The organism is Streptomyces spectabilis (assembly GCF_008704795.1).
In the GTDB taxonomy this organism is placed as follows: Bacteria; Actinomycetota; Actinomycetes; order Streptomycetales; family Streptomycetaceae; genus Streptomyces; species Streptomyces spectabilis.
Map to the genome: position 1 here is coordinate 2,400,446 of NZ_CP023690.1, position 22,337 is coordinate 2,422,782.

The window sequence follows — 22,337 nt, forward strand, 5'->3', positions numbered from 1 at the left end:
GGCTCGTCGGGAACAGCTGGAGGTGCGGCGTCAGTACACGCTGACGTTGTACGCGTTCAGCGCCTCGACGACCGGCTGGAAGAACGTCGTGCCGCCGGAGGAGCAGTTGCCGCTGCCGCCGGAGGTCAGACCGAGCGCGGTGGAGCCGGCGTAGAGCGGGCCGCCGCTGTCGCCGGGCTCGGCGCAGACCGTGGTCCGCGTCAGGCCGCTCACGACGTCGCCGCCGCCGTAGTTGACGGTCTGGTTCAGGGCGGTCACACGGCCGGTGTGGGTGCCGGTGGTGGAACCGCGGCGCGTCACGTTCTGGCCGACGGTCGGGTTGGCGGCACGGGTGATGTCCTGGCTGCCGACGGTCCCCGGCTTGGAGATCGAGTTGTTCGTGTACCGCACGAGACCGTAGTCGTTGCCGGGGAAGCTGGACCCCGCCGTCGTACCGAGCACGGTGGTCTTCGCCGAGTTCGCCCACCACGTGCCCGCGCCGTCGGTGCAGTGGCCCGCGGTCACGAAGAAGGAGGCACCGCTGCTGTTGCGGACGTTGAAGCCCAGGGAGCAGCGCCAGCTGTCCGCGTAGATGGCGTCGCCGCCGGAGGCGTACTTCTGGAACTTCCCGGGCGTGCGCTCGATCTTCAGGGCGCCCGCCTTGTCGCCCGCGGCCTGCTTCAGCGCGGCGATCTCGGCCGCGGAGACCGTGCTGTCGGCGGTCACGACGACCTTCCCGGTCTTCGCGTCGACGCCCCAGGCGGTGCCCGCCACGTCCGCTTCGAGGACGGCGTCACTGGCCGCCGTGAGGTCGGACGCGCTGTACGTACGCGCCTCGTCGGCGCTGGCGGCGGGTACGGCGAGGGCGGCGGCGGCCACGAGGCCGGTCGCGACGGCGACCGTGCGGGAGTGTCTCGCTGTGCCGCCACGGGGGGTGGTGCGCTTGATCCTCACTGCTGGTTCCTCCCGAGGGAAGTCAGGGGGCCCGTGGGGGCCGGGCCCGTGAGGCGCAGCCATGCGGGCACAACCGATTCCGGTTAGCCGTGCCCCTGACAAGCGCTGCACGGGAGTATTCGGCGGGGTGTCACATCGCACAAGGGCCCGTTTCCGGTCGCCGAGGCCAGATCTCAGCGCCCGTAGGGGCGCGGGGCCGTGTCTCTTAGCGGCTCCGCCGCGCGGGCGCGCCCAGCCACGACAGAGCAGCAGCCAACCGACGGCCCCTGGCGGCAGAACCCGCGCAGCGCAGGGCGGCCCCGGTGCCGCACCACCGGCCCACGTCACCGGGGCCCCAGCTCAGCGCAGCGACACGTGCCGCTCGCCCGCGGCGATGTCCGCGGTCAGGGTGTTGCCGGGCGGCGGGAACGGGCAGATGAAGTGGTCGGCGAACGCGCACGGCGGAAGGAGGGCGCGGTTGAAGTCGACCGTGACCCGGCCGCCGGCGCCGGGCGCGGCGGGCCGCAGGAAGCGGAAGCGGTAGCTGGACCCGCCGCTGGTGGCGTCGGCGAAGACGGCCCACAGCGAACCGTCGGCCTCGACGCTCACCTGGAGCGTGTGGTCCCGCCCGGCGAGGTGGAAGGCGAGTTCGCCGCCGAGCCCGAGCCCGCGCTCCACGCCGTCCGCGTTGGACACCCGCACGGTGCGGTCCTGCCCGTACGGGGTGAAGCGGCCCTCCACCGCGAACCGCGGGTCGTACGAGGCGGCCTCGATGCCGGCGAAGGCGCGGCGCGCCGGCGCGCCGGGGTCGAAGTCGCGCACCGCCCACAGGCCTTCGCGGCGCAGCACGACGAGGCGGCGCTCGCCGAGCGCGAGGCGCGCGGCGGCGACCGGGCCGGGGTCCGCGGTAAGCCGGGCCGTGCCGGAGAAGGGCCGCCCGTCGAGGGTGAGGCCGTCATCGGCGGCCGCGGTCAGGACCAGCTCGTCGCCGTCGTCGGCCCAGTGGCCCCCGAGGCCCGGCAGGGCGCCGTCCGGGTGGTCGGCGAGCCAGTGGGTGCCGGTGAGGGACAGCGGGCCGTAGGGCGCGGACACCGTCTCGACGCGCTGTTCGTGCCACTGCTGCCAGTTCCGGAGCGTGTCCTCGCTGGTGTTGGTCGTGCTCATGGTGATCAGCCCTTCCGTGCGGGCTCGGGCAGCCCGAGGTGTGAGCGCAGCGTCGCGCCCTCGTATTCCGTGCGGAACACGCCGCGCTCCTGGAGCAGCGGCACCACCCGTTCGACGAACTCGTCGAGGCCACCCGGCGTCAGGTGCGGGACGAGGATGAAGCCGTCGGCGGCGTCGGTCCGTACGAACTCGTCGAGCTGTTCGGCGACGGCGGCGGGCGTGCCGATGAAGGACTGCCGCCCCGTCGTCTCGATGACGGTCTGGTGCAGGGACAGGCCCTTGGCGCGGGACAGCGCGCGCCACTTCTCGGCGACGGCGAGCCGGTCGCCGATCCGCACGCGGCCCTGGACGAGCGTCGGGTCCGGGTCCGGGTCCGGGTCGATGTCGGGCAGCGGCCCGTCCGGGTCGTACGCGGACAGGTCGACGCCCCACACCTGCTCCAGGGTCAGGAGGGCGTTCTGCGGCGAGACCTGGCGGCGGCGGATCTCGATGGCCCGCTCCTGCGCCTCGGCCGCGGTGTCGCCGAGGACGAAGGTGACGCCGGGCATGATCTTGAGGTCCTCGGGCCGGCGGCCGTAGCGGGCGAGGCGGCCCTTGACGTCGGCGAAGAACGCGCGGCCCTCCTCCAGGGTGCCGTGCCGGGTGAAGACCACGTCGGCGGCCGACGCGGCGAACTCGCGGCCCTCGGGCGAGTCCCCCGCCTGGATCACGACGGGGTGGCCCTGCGGCGGCCGGTCCACGCCGAACTCCCCCGCGATGGTGAAGTGCCGCCCGCTGTGCGCGAACGGCCGCGGCCCGCCCGGGGCGCCGTCCGCCCCGGGTGCCCAGGAGTCCCACAGCTCCCGTGCGGTGGCGACGAACTCGGCGGCGCGCGTGTAGCGCTCCGCGCGGTCGAGGAAGCCGCCGCGCCGGAAGTTCTCGCCGGTGAAGGCGTCGGACGAGGTGACGACGTTCCAGGCCGCGCGGCCGCCGCTGAGGTGGTCGAGCGAGGCGAGTCTGCGGGCCAGTTCGTAGGGCTCGTTGAAGGTCGCGCTGACCGTGGCGGCCAGGCCGATCCGCTCGGTGACGGCCGCGAGGGCGCTCAGGACGGTGAGGGACTCGGGCCTGCCGACGACGTCCAGGTCGTGGATGCGGCCCTTGTGCTCGCGCAGCCTGAGGCCCTCGGCGAGGAAGAAGAAGTCGAAGAGCCCGCGTTCGGCGGTGCGGGCCAGGTGCTCGAACGAGGAGAACGCGATCTGCGAGCGCGACCTGGGATCGGCCCACACGGTGGTGTTGTTCACGCCGGGGAAGTGGGCGGCGAGGTGGATCCGCCTGCGCGCGGGGGACCCGTGCGTACCGGCCGTCATGACGCCTCCCCCGCGTGCGCGGCGTAGCGGTTGGCGGGCCGGGTGAGGCCCAGGTGCTCCCGGAGCGTGGCGCCCGGGTAGAAGGTGCGGAAAAGACCGCGGTGCTGGAGCAGCGAGACCGTGCCGTTGACCAGGCGCTCCAGGTCGCGCCGCGGCTCCACGGGCGTGAGGTGGAAGCCGTCGGCGGCGCCCGCCGCGTGCCAGGAGGCGATGAGGTCGGCCAGGTCGACGGGCCCGCCGCGGTAGAGCGGTCCTTCGGCGGTGGGGTGCGGGCCGCCGCCGTGCCCCGGCTGCGCGGCGTGCTCGCCGCCGCCGAGGTCGACGACGAGCGCGGCGAGCACCCGCAGCTCCCGGGGGTCCCGGCCGGCCGCGGTCGCGCGGGCGCGCAGATCGGCGCGGGCGGCGCCCGCGAGGGCCGGGCTCGCGGCCCTGACCAGGGCGACGTCCGCGTACCGGACGGCCACGTCGCGGGTGTGCTCGGCGGTGGCGTCGACGACGACCACGGGGTGGCCCTGCGGCGGCCGGGGGACGATGGAGGGCCCGCGCACGGAGAAGGCGGCCCCCTCGAAGTCGACGTGGTGCAGCTTGTCCCGGTCCACGAAGCGGCCGGTGGCCACGTCCCGGATCTCGGCGTCGTCCTCCCAGCTGTCCCACAGCCGCCGGGCGACGTCGGCGACCTCGCCCGCCTCGCGCCACAGCGCGTCGCGCGGCGCCGCCCGGCGGCGGCCGAAGAGCCTGGCCTCGGCCTCGGTCGTGGACACGTCGACGGTCCAGCCGGCCCGGCCGTGGCTGACCCAGTCGAGCGTGGCCACGGCCGCCTGCACGTGGAAGGGCTCGGTGTGCGTGGTGGTGACGGTGGGCACCAGGCCGACGCGGCCGGTGGCGGGCGCGACACGGGAGAGCACGGCGAGCGCGTCGAGCCCGGGGCGGGCGAAGCCGTCGCCGAGCGTCACGAAGTCGAGGGCGCCGTGCTCGGCGAGCCGGGCGAGTTCGACGAAGGGCGCGGCGTCGTGGGCGCCGGGCAGGTCCACGGCGGCGGCGAGATGCAGCGGGCCGCGGCAGGCGGGTGGGCGTGCGGACATCGGAGAACACCTCTCTCGGGCGGCGGTCACCGCCCGGCCTCGTGCAGGAAGGTGAGAACGGCGCGCGCGGTGGCGTCGTTCTGCCGGAAGGACGGGCTGTTGGTCCGCGGCCGGGTGAAGGCGCCCGCGCCGCGCGCGTCGGTGTGCGGGCCGAGGGCGAAGCGGCGCGGATGCGGCCTTCCCGCGCGGTCCCGGACCCGGCCGTCGGCGGGGTCGACGGCGAGCAGCCCGTCGGGCGTCTCGGCCACCCCCTCGGCGTGCAGGGCGCGCAGCAGCGGGTCGCGGGTGCGGGCGAGCGTGGGCTGCGGAAGGCGCGCCTCCACCAGGGCGCGGGCCTCCGTGTGCTGTCCGGGCACGGTGGCGCTGGTGGCCCGGAACACCCCGTCGCGCGCCTCGATGCGCAGGTCCGCGCCGAGGAACCGCACGATGCCCGCGCGGGACAGGGCGAGCAGTTGGCGCAGGCGCGGCCCGGGCGGCCCCGACGCGAGGTAGCTGAAGTAGCCGTGCCACCACGGCCCGATGTCGCCGAGCCGGGTGAGCTGCCCGTAGACGGAGAGCAGCCCGAGGAAGACGGCGAGGTCGGGGCTGTGCGCGGGGTCGTGACGGCGGGCCAGGTCGGCGGTGATGTAGGCCCGGAGCCCCTCTTGGAGCCCTTCGTACGAGGAGTGGCGGACGCCGTCGAGCGGGTGGTCGAGGGCGGTGAGGTCGAGCCGGTCGGCGGGGTCGGGCACGGCGGCGGAGACCAGGGCGTGCAGCTCGGGGCTGCCGGGCGGGCAGGCCGCGTACTTCTCGTCGAAGTCGTGCCAGGCCATGGCCGTGCGCTCGGGGTGCGCGCTGAACAGGCGGTGGTAGTGGGCGAAGCCCAGCTCCTTCTCGGCCAACGGCCACACGTCGCGCGCGAAGTCGAAGCCGCCGGGCCTGGCGAGCAGCTCGTCGATCTGCGCCGGACCCAAGTGGCGCGGCAGCGGCGGCCGTTCGCCGTCGTCCCAGGCGTAGCCGAGCTTGGAGTGGTACGGCACGCCGCGCCGCGAGCCGACGTGCAGGACCGGCTCGCGGCCCGACGGCACATAGGTGTCGCCGTCGTAGCGGCCGCCGCGCCCTTCGGTGAGGAGCACCATGAGGTCGACGAAGGCGAGGCCGAAGCCGCGCACCAGCACGTCCTGGCCGGGTTCGAGGGCGCCGAGGTCGCTGTCCGCGGTGAAGTCGGGTGGCAGGTGCACGAGCCCGTGCCGCCGGGCGTGGCGCGCCAGGTGCCGCTGCTCGGCGTCGGGTTCGGCGTCGAGGTGGCCCTGGGCGAGGATCACGAGGTCGCCGAGCAGGGGCCGCGGGCTGCCTTCGAGCCACACGCGCTGGCGGCCCGCGCGGGGCCCGGTGAGCCGCAGGGCGCGGCGGGCGTGGTGGTGGACGGCGATGCCGGGCGGCAGCGCGGCCACGGACGTCTCGTACACCCAGCGCAGATAGGCGCCCTGCGTGGGGCGTCCGGCGAAGGTCTGCCCGTCGACACCCGCCCATTCGTGCAGCGCGGGACCGGGTCTGACGGGGCCCGCCACCTCCACCGTGTCGTCGGTGAAGAGGGTGACGTCCTGTGCGTGCGAGTTCATCCAGAGCAGCGGCGACTGCCGCTCCCGCCAGATCCGCCCGGGTCCCGGGGGGTACGGGTCGACGAGGTGGATGTCCAGGCGCGCACCGGCGTACAGGGTCGGCGCGTTGGCGGCGATGCGCTCGATGATGCCGGTGGCGCGCGGGCCCGCTCCCACGATCACGAGCGTGGGCGTGCCCGCCACCGCCGAGGGGGCCGCGGTGCTCATCGGGCGAGCTCCGAGCCGCGCGCGTAGTGCCGCTCCACGTAGTACTGGCCGACGCTGAGCACGGAGGTGACGACGACGTACCAGAGCGTGGCGACGAGCAGGAGCGGGATGACCTGGTAGGTGCGGTGGTACACGAGCTGCACGGAGTACAGCAGGTCCTGTACGGCGATGACGCTGACGATCGAGGTGCCCTTGAGCGTGCCGATCAGCATGTTGCCCGCAGGGGGCACGATGGAGCGCATGGCCTGCGGCAGCACGATCCTCCGGAAGCGGCGCCACCGGCCGAGCCCGAGGGACTGCGCGGCCTCGGTCTGGCCCCGGTCGACGGAGAGGATGCCGCCGCGCACGACCTCGGCGGCGTACGCGGCCTCGTGCAGGGTGAGCCCGATGACGGCGATGGTCACGGGCCCGAGCAGGTCGACGGTCCTGACGCCGAGCAGCGTCGGGTACAGCGCGCCGATGTTGAACCAGAAGAGGAGCTGCACCAGGATCGGCATCGACCGGAAGAACCAGACGTAGCCCCAACTGACCGCCCGCAGAACGGGGTTGGTGGACAGTCGGCCGAGGGCGAGCAGGGTGCCGAGTGCGAAGCCGAGCACCATCACGGCGGCGGTCAGCCACAGCGTGAGCCACAGTCCGCGCAGCACGGCGGCGGTGGTGAAGTAGTCGCCGACGACGCTCCACTGGAAGGCGTCGTTGCGCACGACGGAGTTCAGGGCGAGCGCGAGCGCCGCGACGACGAGGACGGCCGCCGTCCACTGACCGAGATGGCGCCGGGGCACGACGCGGGGTTCGTCCGGATGCCGCCGGGGAGGGTCGGGCCGCTGGACGGCCGCCTTGGTGAGGGCGCCGCCTTTGGTGAGGGCGTCGGCCTTGGTGAGGGCGTCGGATGGCATGCGAAGGCTCCGATGGTGCGAGTGATGCCTTCACATGCGCCGCGTGCGCCACGCGGGCCACGGCGGGCCGACCGGCCCGCACGGACCGAGCCCCTCAGCACGAGTCCGTCTCCTGAGACTACGCGGCACGTCGCGCCCGCTGTCAAGGCCGTCCCGGGAGCCGTCCCCCGCACCTGTCCAGAATATGAGCCGTACGTCTCAACGCAGTTGACGCCCTACCGGATGCCTGTTCCACTTGTGCTCATGCATCCGCAGCAGTGGCTGGTCACACGCTCCCACATCGACTTCGGTCGTGTGTGGTCGGCGTCTTGTTGATGCTCTTCTGAGCCGACCGCCCCGCCGCGCCTTTGGGCCTTTCGCCCACCAAGTCCACCGCGTCCCACCATCCGGACCGGTCGTCTCACGTTCTCCGGCGCTCAGGCACTCCGGCACTCCCGCACCTCGCACTCCCGCTCGTCCGCACGCGGCGCGCCCGTACCCCCGTACGCGCGCGGTCCCGTACGTCCGCACATCCGTAACTCCCGCGCCCCCGTGCGCGGTTGCCCCCGCCTTCCCACGCGTACGCGTACGCGGCCACACCCCTCCCCTCGCTCGCCCCGCCTTCCGCCCCGCCTTCGTGCCCCGACCCCGGAGAACGTCACGCCATGCGCACGTCCCGCACGTCCCTTTCCGCCTTCGCCATGATCACCGCCGCCGCGCTCGCGCTCACCGCGTGCGGCTCCGGCGGCTCCTCCGACGCCTCGGCGCCCGCGGGCAAGAGCGCCGGGCTCCCGACGACGGACGTGGTGTCCTCGGTCGAGAAGGACGGGAAGGCGGCGGCGCTCCTGCCGCCCGACGTCCGCGAGCGCGGCACCCTCAGAATCGCCACCAGCGTCGGCGGCACCCCACCGGGCTCCGCGTACCTGGAGGACGGCAAGACCGTCGTCGGCCAGGACATCGACTTCGCCCAGGCCGTCGCCAAGGTCCTCGGCCTGCGCCTGCAGCGGGAGACCGCGAGCTTCGAGGCGATCCTGCCGGCCCTCGGCAGCGGCAAGTACGACCTGGGCACCGGCAACTTCGGCGTGACCGACGAGCGGCGCAGGACGATCGACTTCGTCACCTACATCAACGACGGCCAGGGCTTCGCCGTCCGCGACGACAGCAAGCTCAAGAAGGTGACGGACTTCCGCCGGCTGTGCGGCCTGACCGTGGCCACCGGCGCGGGCACCACGTTCGAGGTGACCCTGGAGGACAACAAGCACGTGTGCGCGGACGCGGGCGAGAAGCCGTACAGCGTGAAGACGTACACCGAGCAGGGCGCGCTCTGGGGCTCGCTCCAGCAGGGCCGCAGCGACGTGGTGATGTCGACCATCAACGGCCTGCGGTACGCGGTCGAGCAGCAGCCGGGCCTGAGGTTCCTCGGCGAGTTCCACCGCCTGGACGTGGGCTTCGCGTTCAAGAAGGGCACGAAGCTGGCGCCCGCGTTCCAGGCGGCGGTCAATCAGCTCATCGAGGACGGGACGTACGACCGCATCCTCAAGAAGTGGGGCACCCGGGCGTCGGCGATCGACGCGTCCCGGATCTCACCGCCGGAGATCAAGGACTGACCGGCACCCCCCGGGACCGCGCTCAGCAGTCGCACGCACAGCACTCGCAGCAGTCGCACGGGCAGTCGCAGTCCCGGCAGGCACCCTCGCGCTTCTTCCGGGACCACGGCCCCTCGTACTCGCGGGCGCAGCACAGCTGGCACGTGCAGCACAGGCCGATCGCGACCAGGCAGCCCGCCCAGAACCCGCGCGGCTTCTTCGGCTCCCCGGACCAGGGGCCGAAGCCCCCGCCGCCGTGGCCACCGCCGTGGCCGTCGCCGCCCGGGCCGCCGTGACCGCCCCCGGCCGCGCCGCCGTAGTGAGCCCCGCCGTCCCCGTAGGGCGACCCGCCGCCGTACGCGCCGGAGCCGCCGTAGGGCCCCTGCCCGCTCCCGCCGCCGTACGAACCGTCGTACGCCGTCACGGTGTGCCCGCAGGTCGCCGTCCCGAACGCCCGGTCCACCGACCGGGCCAGCTCGTGCACGAGCAGGAAGTGCGCGAGCCCGGCGTCGGTGAACTCCACCTCGCCGAGCGCGAGCCGGATGCCGTGCAGCGCGTCGTCGGCGAGGCGGCGCGCCTCGGCGGCCGTGGCGCCGGTGGCCGTGATCGGGTTCCAGGCGCCGGCGGCGGCGTCGGCCTGCCGGTCCTCCACGGCGTCGAGCAGATGCGCGAGCCGCCCGAAGAGCCGCCCCGCCTCGGCGAGCGGCTCCGCGTTGCCGGGGCGGCCCGCGAGGACGGCGGTGTGCGCGAAGGCGGCCGCGGTGGCCGTCTCGGTGGGCTCGGTGACGGTGAGCAGGGAGGTGCCGGGGCCCGCCAGGGCCTCGATGCCCTCCTGCCGCTCCACGGCGTCGACGAGGACGGCCGTGTCGAAGCCCACGTCTGCGCCGGTGCGCGCGCCCGCCCGGTCCCAGCGCCCGGCGATCCGGCGCGCCGCGGCGGCCACCGGCCTGCGGGCCAACAGGCCGTCGCCGTCGACGACGTGGTCGCGCACCTTGGCGGAGGCCAGCACCAGCGAGACGGCGGCGGCGAGCCGCGCGCCCTCGCCGCGGGCGACCGAGGCGGTGCGCATGCCGCGCAGCGGGCAGGGGCCCGCGGTGCGCCGCCGGCCGGTGGCGCGCTCGGCCTGAGCCTCCGTCAGGACCGAGATGATGAGCCCGTCGTAGTTGGTCACGACGCGCGCGAACTGTCCGTGGTCTCCGCGCAGCGCGAGGCAGAGCCCGCACAAGTGCGCCATCCACTGGGTCTTGAGCCCGTCACCGAGGCGGTGGGCGCAGGGCCTGACGATTCCGAACAAGACGTTCCCCCGTGTGCTCCCCCGTGCGCCCGACGCGTCGCGTGCGCGGCGCACCGGCGGTCCGGCGCGTGGTCGGACGACTACTGACGGTCCGTCAACGGCGTCTCGGCGCCGTGGCGCGGACCTCACGCGGGGCATCGTATCGACCGGCCCGTTCACCCGGACGCACCGCTCGTCACCCGGACGCCGCGAGAAATCATATTTCACTCTCAGTCAGCAGCCGTGCGCGGCAATCCCCTTGAAGAATCACGCGTGTCGGCCTGTTGACTGTGCACCAGTACCGTCACGAAACCCCCGTGCGGCGTCTATCCCCTTGGCGCACCATCCGCATCATGGACGACGATAGGGGTGCGGAACACGAGCAGACCGCAGCGAGAGGAGGCGTCCATGGGATCGGTGCGCAAGGCGAGTGCCTGGCTTGGCCTCGTCGACGACAACAACAACGAGCGCTACTACGACGGCTACGAAGACGACGGGGCCGACAGCGCCGAGGCCGAGGCCTGGGTCACGGACCCGCGCGTGAAGGTGGCGTCGGACGCGGCCGAGGACAAGGGCGCGCGGATCGGCACCGTCACGCCCGACAGCTTCCGCGACGCCCGGGGCATCGGCGAGCTCTTCCGCGACGGGGTTCCGGTCATCGTGAACCTCACGGCGATGGAGCCCGGCGACGCCAAGCGCGTCGTCGACTTCGCGGCCGGGCTCATCTTCGGACTGCGCGGGTCCATCGACCGGGTGGCGCACCGGGTCTTCCTGCTGACCCCGGCCCACACCGAGATCGTCAACGGCGAGGGCCCCGGGCGCCGCGCGGACGGCTTCTTCAACCAGAGCTGAGGCGGGGCCTCACCGGAAGGCGTCGATTCCGGTGAGTGCCTTGCCGAGCACCAGCTGATGCATCTCGACGGTGCCCTCGTAGGTGAGCACCGACTCGAGGTTCGTCGCGTGCCGCATCACGGGGTACTCCAGGGAGATCCCGTTGGCGCCGAGGATCGTGCGCGCGGTGCGGCAGATCTCGATCGCCTCCCGTACGTTGTTGAGCTTGCCGAAGCTGACCTGCTCGGGCCTGAGGGTCCCGGCGTCCATGCGCCGCCCGAGGTGGTGCGCGAGCAGGATTCCCTTGTGCAGTTCGACCGCCATGTCGGCGAGCTTGGCCTGGGTGAGCTGGAAGCCGCCGATGGGCCTGCCGAACTGCTCACGGGTCCTGGCGTACTCCACGGCGGACTCGAAGCTGGCGCGGGCCGCGCCCATCGCGCCCCACACGATGCCGTAGCGCGCGTGCGTCAGACAGCTCAGCGGCCCCTTGAGCCCGGTGACGCCGGGCAGCGCCGCGTCGGCGGGCAGCCGCACCTCGTCCAGGACCAGCTCGCTGGTGACGCTGGCGCGCAGTGACCACTTGTGCTTGATCTCCGGGGCGGAGAAGCCCGGCGTGTCGGTGGGCACCGCGAAGCCGCGGATGCCGTCGTCGGTCTGCGCCCACACCACGGCCACGCCCGCGACCGAGCCGTTGGTGATCCACATCTTGCGCCCGGTGAGGACCCAGTCGGTGCCGTCCCTCTTCGCGTACGTGCGCATGGACGCCGGGTCGGAGCCGTGGTCCGGCTCGGTGAGCCCGAAGCAGCCGATGGTCTCGCCCGCGGCCATGCCCGGCAGCCACCGCTGCTTCTGCTCCTCGGAGCCGAACCTCCAGATCGCGTACATGGCGAGCGAGCCCTGCACCGAGACGAGCGAGCGGATGCCGGAGTCGGCCGCCTCCAGCTCCAGACAGGCGAGCCCGTACTGCACGGCGCTCGCGCCCGCGCAGCCGTAGCCGGTGAGCGACATGCCGAGCGCGCCGATCGAGCCGAGCTCGCGGGCGAGTTCGCGCACCTGGGGCAGCTCGCCGCTCTCGTACCACTCGGCGATGTGCGGAAGCACGCGGTCGGCCGCCCAGGACCGGACGGTGGCGCGGACGGCGAGGTCCTCCGGTTCGAGCAGGTCGTCGACGCCGAGGAAGTCGGCGGGGTCGAAGGGCGGGCGGGTACGGCTGCTTGCGGACGACATGCGGGCCTCCGGCGGAGCGTTCTTAACTAGCGCTGGTAGTCACATACGGCCCGGCTGACGCTACGACGCGCACCACCCGACGTCCAGAGCGACCTGGCCCCGGAGGATCCAGCCCGTCCGGCGTTTGAGGACGAGGCCGCAGGCCGATCAACCTCAGCGGAGAGATTCCGCGGGGACGCCCGCGCCGTCACGGGGCACCGGCATCTCCGGTTCGCCCTGCCCGGCAGGGCCCCCGCACTCCATGCGCCGCGGCAGCCGCAGCGCCGCGAGCGCGCCGAGCAGCAGCAGGCCCGCGCTGACCAGGAGGGTCACGTGCAGGCCGTGCACGAAGGAGTCGCGCGCGGCGGTCCGCAGGGCCGCTCCCTGGCCCCCGCCGAGCCGGTCCGCGACCTCGTAGGCCTCCCCGAGGGAGTGCCCGGCGGCCGCGCTGTCCGCCGCGGGCACGCCCCGCACCGAGGAGAGTCCGGGTGCGTACGCCGCGTTCATGACGCTGCCGAGCAGCGCGATGCCGATGCCCGCGCCCAGTTGGTACGAGGTCTCGCCGATGGCCGCCGCGCCGCCCGCCTGGGTCTGCGGCGCCTCGCTGAGCATGGACTCGTACGCCCCGAAGAGCGTGGTCTCCAGGCCGAAGCCGAGCAGCACGAAGCCGACGAGCAGCAGCGGGGCGTTGTCGTCGCCGCCCATCCCCGTCAGCGCGACCACGGCGAGCGCGGTGAGGCCGAAGCCGGAGGCGACCATGCGGCGCGGCCCGAAGCGCTGGAGCATCCGGGCGCCGACGAGGCCCGCGGCCATGGCGGCGATGGTGAGCGGCAGGAGCCGGAGGCCGGTCTCCAGCGGGGACAGGCCGAGGACCAGCTGGAGGTACTGGGCGGCGATCAGCTCCAGGCCGACGAGGGCGAGCATCGCGAGCACGATGCACCCGACGGACGTGCTGAACGCGGGTCGGGTGAACATCGCCAGGTCGACGAGCGGATGCGTGCGCCGCCGCTGTCTGCGGACGAAGGCGACGAGCAGGCCGGTGCCGACGGCGAGGGCCAGCAGCGTCGTCGAGCCGAGCGGAGACTCGCCGCTGCCGAGCCGCTTGACGCCGAGGACGAGGCAGAAGAGCCCGCCCGCCGCCATCAGCGCGCCGACGACGTCCCACGGCCCGTCGCGCTCGCCGGTCGACTCGGGCAGCAGCCAGCGGCCGACGGGCAGGCTGATGAGCATCAGCGGGATGTTGATGAGGAAGACCGAGCCCCACCAGAAGTGTTCGAGGAGGAAGCCGCCGAGCAGCGGTCCGACGGCCGCGCCCACGGCGGCCACCGCGCTCCAGATGCCGATGGCGAGCGCCCGCTCGCGCCGGTCGGGGAAGACCTGGCGCAGGATCGAGAGCGTCGCGGGCATGATCATGGCGCCGCCGACGCCGAGCAGCGCGCGGGCGACGATGAGCACCTGGGCGGTGTCCGCGAGGGCCGCGACCGCCGAGGCCACGCCGAAGAGGCCGTAGCCGAGCAGCAGCACGCGTCTGCGCCCGACGCGGTCCCCGAGCGTGCCGAACAGGATCAGCAGCGCGGCGCAGACCAGCGGATAGATGTCCACGATCCACAGCAGCTCGATCGCGCCGGGCTTGAGGTCCTCGGTGACGGCGGGCACGGCGACGTGCAGGACGGTGGCGTCGACGGCGACGAGCAGCAGGCTGACGCAGAGGACGACGAGCACGACCCAGCGGTTGGCGCCCGCGCCGGGGGGCCGACGGCCGGATGGAGCGGCGGCCGTGGTCGTCCCGGACATGTGCGTACCTCCCAGTGATACCTCGCGAAGTGCGGCCCAGCGGGATCCGGTGGAACCCAACGGGATCGGGTCGTCCGGCTGTGGCGGCTGTGAACGGCGAGTGGCCGTCAGCGTACGCGAGTCCCGCCGCACCGCGCGTGGCGGACCTCTCACGGTTGCCCCACAGGCATGTGGCGTGCACCACAGAACCAGCCGCCCCTGTGCGCCGGGCACCTGGGGCGGACCCCCAGGTGGGACGTACGGACGGGGATAATCGCCCGGTGACCGATCTTGAAAAGCCCCCCGCAGGGGGCACCACCTCAAGGCGCCACGCGGCAGCGCTCGCGCTGCTCGTGTACGCGGGGGTGCGTGCCCTGGGACTCGCGGCCCTGGCCGCGTGGTGCGCGGGGACGGGCAAGAGCCCGCACACGTTGCTCTCCGCCCGCTGGGACTCCCTCTGGTACGTGCGCGTGGCCGAGCACGGCTACGGCTGGGAGGTGACCCTGCCGGACGGCAGCGTGCACTCCAACCTCGCGTTCTTCCCGCTGCTCCCGTGGCTTGAGCGGCTGGTGGCGGGGGTCGGTCCGCTGGGCCACGCGGACGCGGGCCTGGTGGTGAGCGCGGTCGCCTCGCTGTGCGCGGCGGGCGGGATCTTCGCCGTCGCGGACCGCCTGTACGGCCGCAGGGCGGGCGTGTGCGCCGTGGCGCTGTGGGCAGTCCTTCCGGTCGGCATCGTGCAGTCGATGGCGTACAGCGAGTCGCTGTTCACGGCGCTCGCCGCCTGGTCGCTGTACGCGGTGCTCACCGGGCGCTGGGTGACGGCGGGGCTCCTCGCCTCGTTCGCCGGGCTCACCCGCCCTGTGGGCGGGGCCGTGGTCCTGGCGCTGTGGGCGGCGGCCGTCGTCGAGGTGCGCCGCCGCGGGCGGATCGGCGCGCGGGTCGCGCTCGGCGCGCTGCTCGCCCCGCTCGGCGCCGCGGCGTACGTGCTGTGGGTCGGGCACCGCACGGGCGGCGGGCTCTTCGGCTATCTGGACGTGCAGGAGGGGTGGGGCAACGGCTTCGACGGCGGCTACGCCTTCGCGCGGTTCATCGGCGACAAGTTCACCTCCGTGCCGGGCGCGCTCGCCGGGCTCGGCCTGATCGTCGGCGTCGCGCTGCTGATCTGGCTGTACGTCGTCGGGGTGCGGCAGCGCCAGCCGCTGCCGCTGCTCGTCTACACCGGGGTCGTCCTGGTGCTCGCCCTGTGCGCCGCGGGCTACTTCGGCTCCAAACCACGCCTCCTGATGCCCGCCTTCCCCCTCCTGCTGCCCCTGGCGGTGGCGCTCGCACGCCGTCGTACGTCGAGATCGGTGCTGGTCATCGGTGGTGTGGCCGTGGCCGGCGCGGTGTACGGGGCGTTCTGGCTGAACGGCTCGGGGCCCCCCTGATCACGCCAAGATCATTTCCCTGGGGCCGCCCTCCGGGCGGCCCGGTGAGCGCCCGGAGAATTCCGCGCCAGATCCCGGTGAACGAATTCATAAGCGCCCTAAAACCCCGAGGCCGATGATCAACGAATTGGGTAAAACGACCCTGATTGAAAAGGCATTACGGCGGGAATACGCCGGGGCCTGAGAGCAATGCCACATCACATCGTCATCACAACCCCACCGATTCGACCGGGAACGGCGCTCACTCGCTGTAACGTCGATTGGGTGCGTACCGAACGAAACCTGACCCGTCTGGACCGGCTCTTCGCCCGTCTTGACCGTGAGCCGGAACGGCCGGTTCATCTCGATGTGCCGAGGATGAGCCGGCACAGAGTCGTGCTCTTCAGCGCGACCCTGGCGTTCTACCTCGCCATCGTGGTCGCCGTCCTGGTCACCTCCTGGCTCGTGCGGTTCGACTGGCAGGTCATGTTCTTCCGGCCGTACCAGCAGTGGCCCGAGATCCACGGCTTCCTCGACTACTGGGTCGTGCTCGGCCAGCGCGGCCCCACCGCCGTGATGGTCGCGGCCTGGCTGGGCTGGCGCTCCTGGCGGCAGCACACGCTCCGCCCGCTCCTGATGTTCGGCACGGCACTGCTGCTCCTCAACGCCACGGTCGGCGCCGCCAAGATCGGCATGGGCCGCCTCGGCCCGCACTACGCCACCGTGATCGGCTCGAACGAGATGGGGCAGGGCGGCGATATATTCCCTTCGGGCCACACCGCCAACGCCGTCGTGACCTGGGGAATCCTCGCCTATCTGGCCTCGACGCCGGTGACCCGGCGCTATCTGTCGGCGCTGTCCGCCGTGGTCTCCCTGAGCGTCGGCCTCACCACCGTCTACCTGGGCACGCACTGGCTGAGCGACGTCTTCCTCGGCTGGGCCGCGGGTCTCCTCATCCTGCTCGCGCTGCCCTGGTTCGAGCCGCTCGTCGCCCGGGTCGAGCCGTTCGTCCTCGGCCTGCGGGACCGGCTGCGGGCCCGTCCCCCGGCCGCTTCCGTCCCGGCCCCCGCGCTGGTGCCGCAGCGGACGTCCCCGGGCGCGGCCCCGGCCTCCGGCAACGCTCCGAGCCCCGGCGGCGAGCAGCCGCCGGTGCGCGAGCCCGTCGCCGCGGGCAGGCCCCGCACCCCGGCCTACCTCGCCCCCGGCCCGCACACGGCCCGCTACGAGCGCACCCCGGTGACCCCCACGGGCCCCCGCCGCCCGCCGCACCCGGAGCGGGTGCGCGGCGCGTCGGCCCGGCCCGTCACGGGCGCCTGAGCCGCCCCCGAGGACCGCGGGAACCGGTACGCACAACTGACTCCCGCACCACGAAGGCCCCGGCTCCGCCAAGGAGCCGGGGCCTTCGTACTCTTCGCACAAGGAGCCGGGGCGCTCGGACGGGGCGGCGGGCTCAGCCCTTCCAGCAGCGCTTGACCCGGCCGCCCTCGACCTCGAAGTTCAGCCGCCCCGCGAGGTACTCCATGGTGATGAACGTGCCCGGCGGCAGCGACCTGACGGTGGACCAGCCGCGGGCGCGCGCCCGGCTCTCGGCTTCGGCGGCGTCGAGGCCGACGTAGGAGTCCGGGGCGTCCTGGGGCTCGGCGGGCGGGGTCGGGATGGGTGCCATGTCCGCCACGTTAGGCGGCCGAATCCCGCGGGGGAAGGCCGGAGCGACGCACCATGCGTCACGGGTCCCCCTCCGGTCACGCTTTTGTCACAGGATCACGACGTGCGTTTCGCCCTATCCGCGTCACACGTACGGGCGGTTCCGCCCTCGCCGCAGCGGAATTCCGGCCGAACTCCGAAGCTCTCGCGGCTCTCTTGAGGCACCGTCGGAAAATCCTCTCGACTCCCGCCCGAGTTGCGTTTGAAACCTCGCGCGAATACTTCTGGAAACCCTCCGCGGATCCCCCGCATTCCGGATTCCCGGGCGCTGCGCGGAAGGTGACGGAGTGCGGGGAATTCATGATTCCCCGCCCGCGAGCCGGAGCACGCCCCGGCGCCGGAGTGCCGTACGCCCCCTGTCGGAGTCGGGGGCACGCGAGCATCATGGCCTGTGCTTCGGGCAGCCCGGGACGCGACAGCGAAGGGGCAGGCGGATGGGGACGCAGACGGTGCGGGCGGCGGCGGAGCGCCCGGCGCGGCGGACACGCGGCGGGATCCTCGTCGACTGGCTGACCACCACCGACCACAAGAAGATCGGCCACCTCTATCTGATCACGTCGTTCGTCTTCTTCCTGATCGCCGGCGTGATGGCGCTCCTGATGCGGGCCGAGCTCGCCCGCCCGGGGCTCCAGGTGGTGTCCAACGAGGAGTTCAACCAGCTCTTCACGATGCACGGCACGATCATGCTGCTGCTGTTCGCGACACCGACGTTCGCGGGCTTCGCCAACGAGATCATGCCGCTGCAGATCGGCTCGCCCGACGTGGCGTTCCCGCGGCTGAACATGCTCTCGTACTGGCTGTTCCTCTTCGGCGGTCTGATGGTGCTCGGCTCGCTGCTCGTGCCGGGCGGCCCGGCGGCCTTCGGCTGGTTCGCGTACGCGCCCCTCAACAGCCTGGAGCGGTCGCCCGGCATCGGCGCCGACCTGTGGATCATGGGCCTCGCCCTGTCCGGGTTCGGCACGATCCTCGGCTCGGTGAACTTCCTGACCACCATCATCGGGATGCGGGCCCCGGGGATGACGATGTTCCGGCTGCCCATCTTCACCTGGAACGTCTTGTTCACCTCGGTCCTGGTGCTGATCGCGTTCCCGGTGCTCGCGGCCGCCCTGCTCGTCCTGGAGGCGGACCGGCGCTTCCACTCCGTGGTCTTCGACGCCCAGTTCGGAGGCGCGCTGCTGTGGCAGCACCTCTTCTGGTTCTTCGGGCATCCGGAGGTCTACATCATCGCGCTGCCGTTCTTCGGCATCATCACGGAGATCATCCCGGTGTTCAGCCGGAAGCCGATCTTCGGCTATCTGCCGCTCGTCGGCGCGACGATGGCGATCACCGGTCTGTCGGTGGTCGTGTGGGCGCACCACATGTTCGCCACCGGCGCGGTCCTGCTGCCGTTCTTCTCGTTCATGTCGTTCCTGATCGCGGTGCCCACCGGGGTGAAGTTCTTCAACTGGACGGGCACCATGCTCAAGGGCTCGCTGTCCTTCGAGACGCCGATGCTGTGGGCGGTCGGCTTCCTGGTGTCGTTCCTGTTCGGCGGTCTGACGGGCGTCCTGCTCGCCTCGCCGCCGATCGACTTCCACGTCACCGACTCGTACTTCGTCGTGGCGCACTTCCACTACGTGGTGTTCGGCACGGTCGTCTTCGCGACCTTCGGCGGCTTCTACTTCTGGTGGCCGAAGCTCACCGGCAAGATGCTCGACGAACGCCTGGGCAAGATGCACTTCTGGACGCTGTTCGTGGGCTTCCACGCCACGTTCCTGGTCCAGCACTGGCTGGGCGCGGAGGGCATGCCCCGGCGGTACGCGGACTACCTGGACGCGGACGGCTTCACGGTGCTCAACACCATCTCGACCATCGGCGCCTTCCTGCTCGGCATCTCCACGCTGCCGTTCCTCTACAACGTCTGGAAGACGGCCAAGTACGGCGAGAAGGTGGACGTCGACGACCCCTGGGGGTTCGGCCGCTCCCTGGAGTGGGCGACCTCCTGCCCGCCGCCTCGGCACAACTTCGTCACGCTGCCCCGGATCCGCTCCGAGTCCCCGGCGTTCGATCTGCACCATCCGGAGTACGCGGCGTTCCGGTCGCCGGACGACCAGACCCGGCACCCCGGTCCAGGGCCCGGCTGAGCACGTCCCTGAGCGAGCGGATCCGGTCGAGCACCTCCACGGGCTCGACCACCTCGAACTCGAAGCCCAGGAACATCACGTGGAAGACCAGGAACTCCAGGCTCGCCGCCCCCGTGCGCAGCAGACAGGTGTGCTCGGTCTCGGCCTCCAGGGTGCCGTCCAGCGGCCTCACCCGCTGCGTCGCCTCCTCCAGGGAGACGAACAGCCGGACCGTGGACTGCTCGGCGTAGGCGCGGGTCGACACGCCCGCGGAGACGTACGCGGCGAGGTCGTCGGCGGGCGGGGTGCGGGGCGCGCAGCGCGGGCCGTGCGGCGGCCGGGGCACGATCCGGTCCGCGCGGAAGGTGCGCCAGTCCTGGCGGTCCAGGTCCCAGGCGACGAGGTACCAGCGGCGCTCGGTGCACACCAGGCGGTGCGGCTCCACGAGGCGGCGGCTCGAACTGCCGCCGTGGTCCTGGTAGTCGAAGCGCAGGCGCTCGGAGTCCCGGCAGACGGCGGCGAGTTCGGTGAGCACGGAGGCGTCCACGGCCTGCTGCCGGGGCGTGTGCAGCATCGGCACGGTGAAGGCGTTCAGGGCGCCGACCCGCCGCCGCAGCCGGTGCGGAAGCACCTGTTCGAGCTTGCCGAGGGCCCGCACCGAGCTCTCGCCGATGCCCTCGATGCCCTGTCCCGCGGCGGTGCGCAGGCCCACGGCGACGGCGACCGCCTCGTCGTCGTCGAGCAGCAGCGGGGGCAGCTCGGCGCCCGCGCCCAGCTGGTAGCCGCCGCCGGTGCCGGGGCTCGCGTTGACCGGGTAGCCGAGCTCGCGCAGCCGGTCCACGTCCCGGCGGATCGTGCGCGCGGTCACGCCGAGGCGCTCGGCGAGGTCCGCGCCCGACCATTCGCGGTGGGCCTGGAGCAGCGAGAGCAGACGGAGCAGTCGTGCGGAAGTCTCCAACATGGAGCCGATTCTGCCGTCTCTCGCGGACAGCTACGGTCCTCGATGGTGAGCCCGCACGACGTGCGTGCCCTCAGACCGCGACGGCCCGTACGCGCACCGCCAGGTCGTTGTCGTTGGTGTAGTACGGGCCTGCCTCGACCGGCCCGTCCGGGCCTTCGACGGCCGTCACCGGGTAGGTGAAGATCGGCTTCTTGTCCGCGACGTCGTCGAGCAGCCGGGCCAGGCGCACGCGCGGCCCCTCGTCGCCCCGCGGCAGCAGCCACAGGTCCCAGGGGCCGCGCCCGGCGGCGAGGTCGCCGTACCGCAGCGTGACGTCGAACTCCGGGCCCCCGGCCGTGACGCCGGCGCGCACGACCCGCTCGGGCTCCTTGCGGAAGACCGCCTCGACCCGCGCGTCCGGGGTGAGCTCCGTGCCGTACACACGGCCGTGCGCGGTGAGCCCGGTGTCGGTGATGCGCAGCTCACCGGCCTCCGCGTGCGGCGCCCGCACCCAGGCGCGCACCGAGAGGTTCCCCTGCTTGGTGGCGTACGGAATGCGCACGGAGACGTGGCCGCGGCTGCCGCTCGGCGCGCGGTCGACGAGTGAGCGCAGGTCGTTGACGCCGGGCATGAGGCGGCGCGGCTCCCCGCCGTCCACGAGCGCGTACGCGTTCCAGCGGCCCTCGGCGAGCTCGACGCTGCTGGGCAGCGCGGCGCGCAGCCGCCCGTCGCCCGCGGGGGTGAGCGGAAGCCGCACCTCCGCGACGGGGTCGGAGTCCCGCAGGCGCAGCAGCAGATGCGCGGTCTCCGTCTCGCCGGGATCGGTGACGTCGAAGGTGAGCCCGCCCGCGGAGTCGGCGATGCAGTCCGCCTTGGGCGCGGGCGCCTGTGCATGCCCCCGCTCGGCCTCGCGCGCGTCGTCACTGGATCCGATGGTGTCCCGGGTGGACACGGCCGTCATGCCAAGCGCCCCTTCGTCGGTGCGGTTCTTCCGGCGTCCCGAACGGCGTACGCGCCGCCGAGCAGCGCTCCCCTGGCGCGGTGCATCGTGCCGCGCACCCGGCCGCCCAGCGAGCCGCCGCGCTGGAGCATGCCGTTGAACATCACCTCGTAGCGCTCGGCGATGCGGGCCGGGTCGAAGCGTTCGGAGTCCTCAAGCGCGGCGTCCGCCATCCGGTGGCGCAGCGCGTCGTCGTTGATGAGTTCGAGCAGGCCGCCCGCCATGGCGTCGGCGTTGCCGACCTCGACGAGACGGCCGTCGACGCCGTTGTCGATGATCTCGCCGGGGCCGTGCGGGCAGTCGGTGGCGACGACCGGGAGGCCGCAGCGCATGGCCTCGACGATGGTCATGCCGAAGGACTCGAGGCTGGAGCTGACGGCCGCGATGGAGCCCTTGGCCCACTCGGGCTCGATGGGGTGGGCGGGGCCCATGAGGAAGACGTGGTTGTACAGGCCGAGGTCGTCGATCAGCCGGCGCAGCTTGTCCTTCTGGCGGCCGCCGCCGTAGATGCGCAGGCGCCAGTCGGGGCGCTCCCTGCGCACGGTGTCGAAGGCGCGGATCAGCAGGTCGTACCGCTTGACGGGGGCGAGCCGCCCGGCGGCGACGACCCACTTGTGGGAGCCGTCGGCGGGCTCGATGCCGGGCGCGGGCACCGGATTCGGCACGGCCTGGACGTGCACGCCGGGCAGTCGCATCCGCTTGCGGTAGTCGCGCGCGTCGGCCTCGGTCGTGGTGGTGAGGACGTCGAGGCGGGGGTAGACGCTGCGCAGCTGGAGGCGCAGCTCGTCGGAGTGGCTGTCGAGCGTGAGGTGCTCCTGGCCGACGCGCAGCACGCCGCGCCGGGTCTGCCGGGCCACGTGCACGTTCAGTCCGGGCCTGGTGCCGATGACGACGTCGGCCCTGAGCGACTTGAGGTGGGCCGCGATGCGCTCGTCGGTGAGCGCGCTGTACTGCGCGTAGCGGCCCTCGGCGCTGGGGAAGACCTTGGCCGGGGCGGCGTAGGCCGCTCTGTCGCCGTCGTAGCCGGGACTGTCCTTCCTGATGTCGACGAGGTGGCTGAGCCTGATGCGCGGGTCCGGCGCGAAGACCGGCTCGTCGCGGTGACGCAGCGCCGAGACGATCTCCACGTCGTGCTGCTCGGCGAGGGTGTTCGCCAAGTTGTACGTGGTCCGGATCGTCCCTCCGATCCCGTACGCGTTGTGAATCAGGAAAGAGATATGCATACGTACCCGTATTCCGCGTATACCCGCGGACAGCCGTCTCGTCCGCCTACCGAAGGGTTAGACGGGAATCTCAGGCCAAGGGTTGGGTCGAGATCCCGCCTTGTTC

18 protein-coding genes are annotated in these 22,337 nt (G+C 72.9%); 5 read left to right on the forward strand and 13 right to left on the reverse strand.

Annotated elements, in window-relative coordinates:
* Positions 1-30 precede the first annotated feature (30 nt).
* The 6 genes from CP982_RS10220 to CP982_RS10245 form a co-directional block, all read right to left on the reverse strand.
* Positions 31-933 carry a S1 family peptidase gene (locus CP982_RS10220; protein WP_150510226.1) on the reverse strand — a complete coding sequence of 301 codons (903 nt, stop codon included), beginning with the start codon at positions 931-933 and terminating at the stop codon, positions 31-33.
* A gap of 339 nt (positions 934-1,272) precedes the next feature.
* Positions 1,273-2,076: a DUF1684 domain-containing protein gene (locus tag CP982_RS10225; protein ID WP_150510227.1), complete on the reverse strand. Its 804-nt coding sequence runs from the start codon at positions 2,074-2,076 to the stop codon at positions 1,273-1,275.
* 5 nt (positions 2,077-2,081) lie between these two features.
* On the reverse strand, positions 2,082-3,422 hold the full coding sequence (locus tag CP982_RS10230; RefSeq protein WP_150510228.1) for an NtaA/DmoA family FMN-dependent monooxygenase: 1,341 nt from the start codon (positions 3,420-3,422) through the stop codon (positions 2,082-2,084).
* Positions 3,419-4,504 (reverse strand): LLM class flavin-dependent oxidoreductase, encoded by a 1,086-nt coding sequence (locus CP982_RS10235; protein WP_150510229.1) that lies wholly within the window; start codon positions 4,502-4,504, stop codon positions 3,419-3,421. Before CP982_RS10235 ends, CP982_RS10230 begins: the two co-directional genes overlap by 4 nt.
* A 26-nt stretch (positions 4,505-4,530) precedes the next feature.
* Complete coding sequence (locus tag CP982_RS10240) at positions 4,531-6,312, reverse strand: FAD/NAD(P)-binding protein (protein ID WP_150510230.1); 1,782 nt, start codon at positions 6,310-6,312, stop codon at positions 4,531-4,533.
* On the reverse strand, positions 6,309-7,208 hold the full coding sequence (locus CP982_RS10245) for an amino acid ABC transporter permease (protein WP_150510231.1): 900 nt from the start codon (positions 7,206-7,208) through the stop codon (positions 6,309-6,311). Before CP982_RS10245 ends, CP982_RS10240 begins: the two co-directional genes overlap by 4 nt.
* Positions 7,209-7,852: 644 nt before the next feature.
* On the opposite strand from CP982_RS10245, the gene CP982_RS10250 reads away from it, so the two are divergent.
* Positions 7,853-8,794 (forward strand): ABC transporter substrate-binding protein, encoded by a 942-nt coding sequence (locus CP982_RS10250; protein ID WP_150510232.1) that lies wholly within the window; start codon positions 7,853-7,855, stop codon positions 8,792-8,794.
* Positions 8,795-8,816: 22 nt separating this feature from the next.
* Here the strand turns inward: CP982_RS10250 and CP982_RS10255 are convergent, their stop codons facing one another.
* The gene (locus tag CP982_RS10255) at positions 8,817-10,067 is read right to left on the reverse strand and encodes a DUF5685 family protein (RefSeq protein WP_184925441.1); all 1,251 of its coding nucleotides are present in this window, start codon (positions 10,065-10,067) and stop codon (positions 8,817-8,819) included.
* A 387-nt stretch (positions 10,068-10,454) separates the two neighbouring features.
* Between CP982_RS10255 and CP982_RS10260 the strand changes: the two genes are divergently transcribed.
* Entirely contained in the window at positions 10,455-10,898 is a 444-nt protein-coding gene (locus CP982_RS10260) for a cell division protein SepF (RefSeq protein ID WP_150510234.1), read from the forward strand.
* A 9-nt stretch (positions 10,899-10,907) separates the two neighbouring features.
* Here the strand turns inward: CP982_RS10260 and CP982_RS10265 are convergent, their stop codons facing one another.
* Together CP982_RS10265 and CP982_RS10270 are read right to left on the reverse strand one after the other, a co-directional pair.
* Positions 10,908-12,104, reverse strand: coding sequence for an acyl-CoA dehydrogenase family protein (locus tag CP982_RS10265; RefSeq protein WP_150510235.1), 1,197 nt, complete (start codon positions 12,102-12,104; stop codon positions 10,908-10,910).
* A 153-nt stretch (positions 12,105-12,257) separates the two neighbouring features.
* Positions 12,258-13,877, reverse strand: a complete 1,620-nt coding sequence (locus tag CP982_RS10270; protein ID WP_150510236.1) for an MFS transporter — start codon at positions 13,875-13,877, stop codon at positions 12,258-12,260.
* A 260-nt stretch (positions 13,878-14,137) separates the two neighbouring features.
* Here CP982_RS10270 and CP982_RS10275 point away from each other — a divergent pair, with 260 nt between their 5' ends.
* Both CP982_RS10275 and CP982_RS10280 read left to right on the forward strand, forming a co-directional pair.
* On the forward strand, positions 14,138-15,283 hold the full coding sequence (locus CP982_RS10275; RefSeq protein ID WP_150510237.1) for a glycosyltransferase family 39 protein: 1,146 nt from the start codon (positions 14,138-14,140) through the stop codon (positions 15,281-15,283).
* Between the two features lie 264 nt (positions 15,284-15,547).
* A complete protein-coding gene (locus CP982_RS10280) occupies positions 15,548-16,579 on the forward strand; it encodes a phosphatase PAP2 family protein (RefSeq protein ID WP_150510238.1) in 1,032 nt (343 codons plus the stop codon).
* A gap of 133 nt (positions 16,580-16,712) precedes the next feature.
* Here the strand turns inward: CP982_RS10280 and CP982_RS10285 are convergent, their stop codons facing one another.
* Positions 16,713-16,928: an I78 family peptidase inhibitor gene (locus CP982_RS10285; RefSeq protein ID WP_150510239.1), complete on the reverse strand. Its 216-nt coding sequence runs from the start codon at positions 16,926-16,928 to the stop codon at positions 16,713-16,715.
* Positions 16,929-17,400: 472 nt separating this feature from the next.
* Here CP982_RS10285 and ctaD point away from each other — a divergent pair, with 472 nt between their 5' ends.
* Complete coding sequence (gene ctaD / locus CP982_RS10290; RefSeq protein ID WP_150510240.1) at positions 17,401-19,089, forward strand: aa3-type cytochrome oxidase subunit I; 1,689 nt, start codon at positions 17,401-17,403, stop codon at positions 19,087-19,089.
* Here ctaD and CP982_RS10295 read toward each other — a convergent pair.
* The 3 genes from CP982_RS10295 to CP982_RS10305 form a co-directional block, all read right to left on the reverse strand.
* Entirely contained in the window at positions 18,974-20,029 is a 1,056-nt protein-coding gene (locus CP982_RS10295) for a helix-turn-helix transcriptional regulator (protein ID WP_150510241.1), read from the reverse strand. The two genes, ctaD and CP982_RS10295, sit on opposite strands and share 116 nt — an antisense overlap.
* Positions 20,030-20,099: 70 nt before the next feature.
* Positions 20,100-20,969 (reverse strand): hypothetical protein, encoded by an 870-nt coding sequence (locus tag CP982_RS10300; RefSeq protein WP_221515432.1) that lies wholly within the window; start codon positions 20,967-20,969, stop codon positions 20,100-20,102.
* Positions 20,966-22,231, reverse strand: a complete 1,266-nt coding sequence (locus tag CP982_RS10305; protein ID WP_150510242.1) for a glycosyltransferase family 4 protein — start codon at positions 22,229-22,231, stop codon at positions 20,966-20,968. Before CP982_RS10305 ends, CP982_RS10300 begins: the two co-directional genes overlap by 4 nt.
* Between the last annotated feature and the right edge of the window lie 106 nt (positions 22,232-22,337).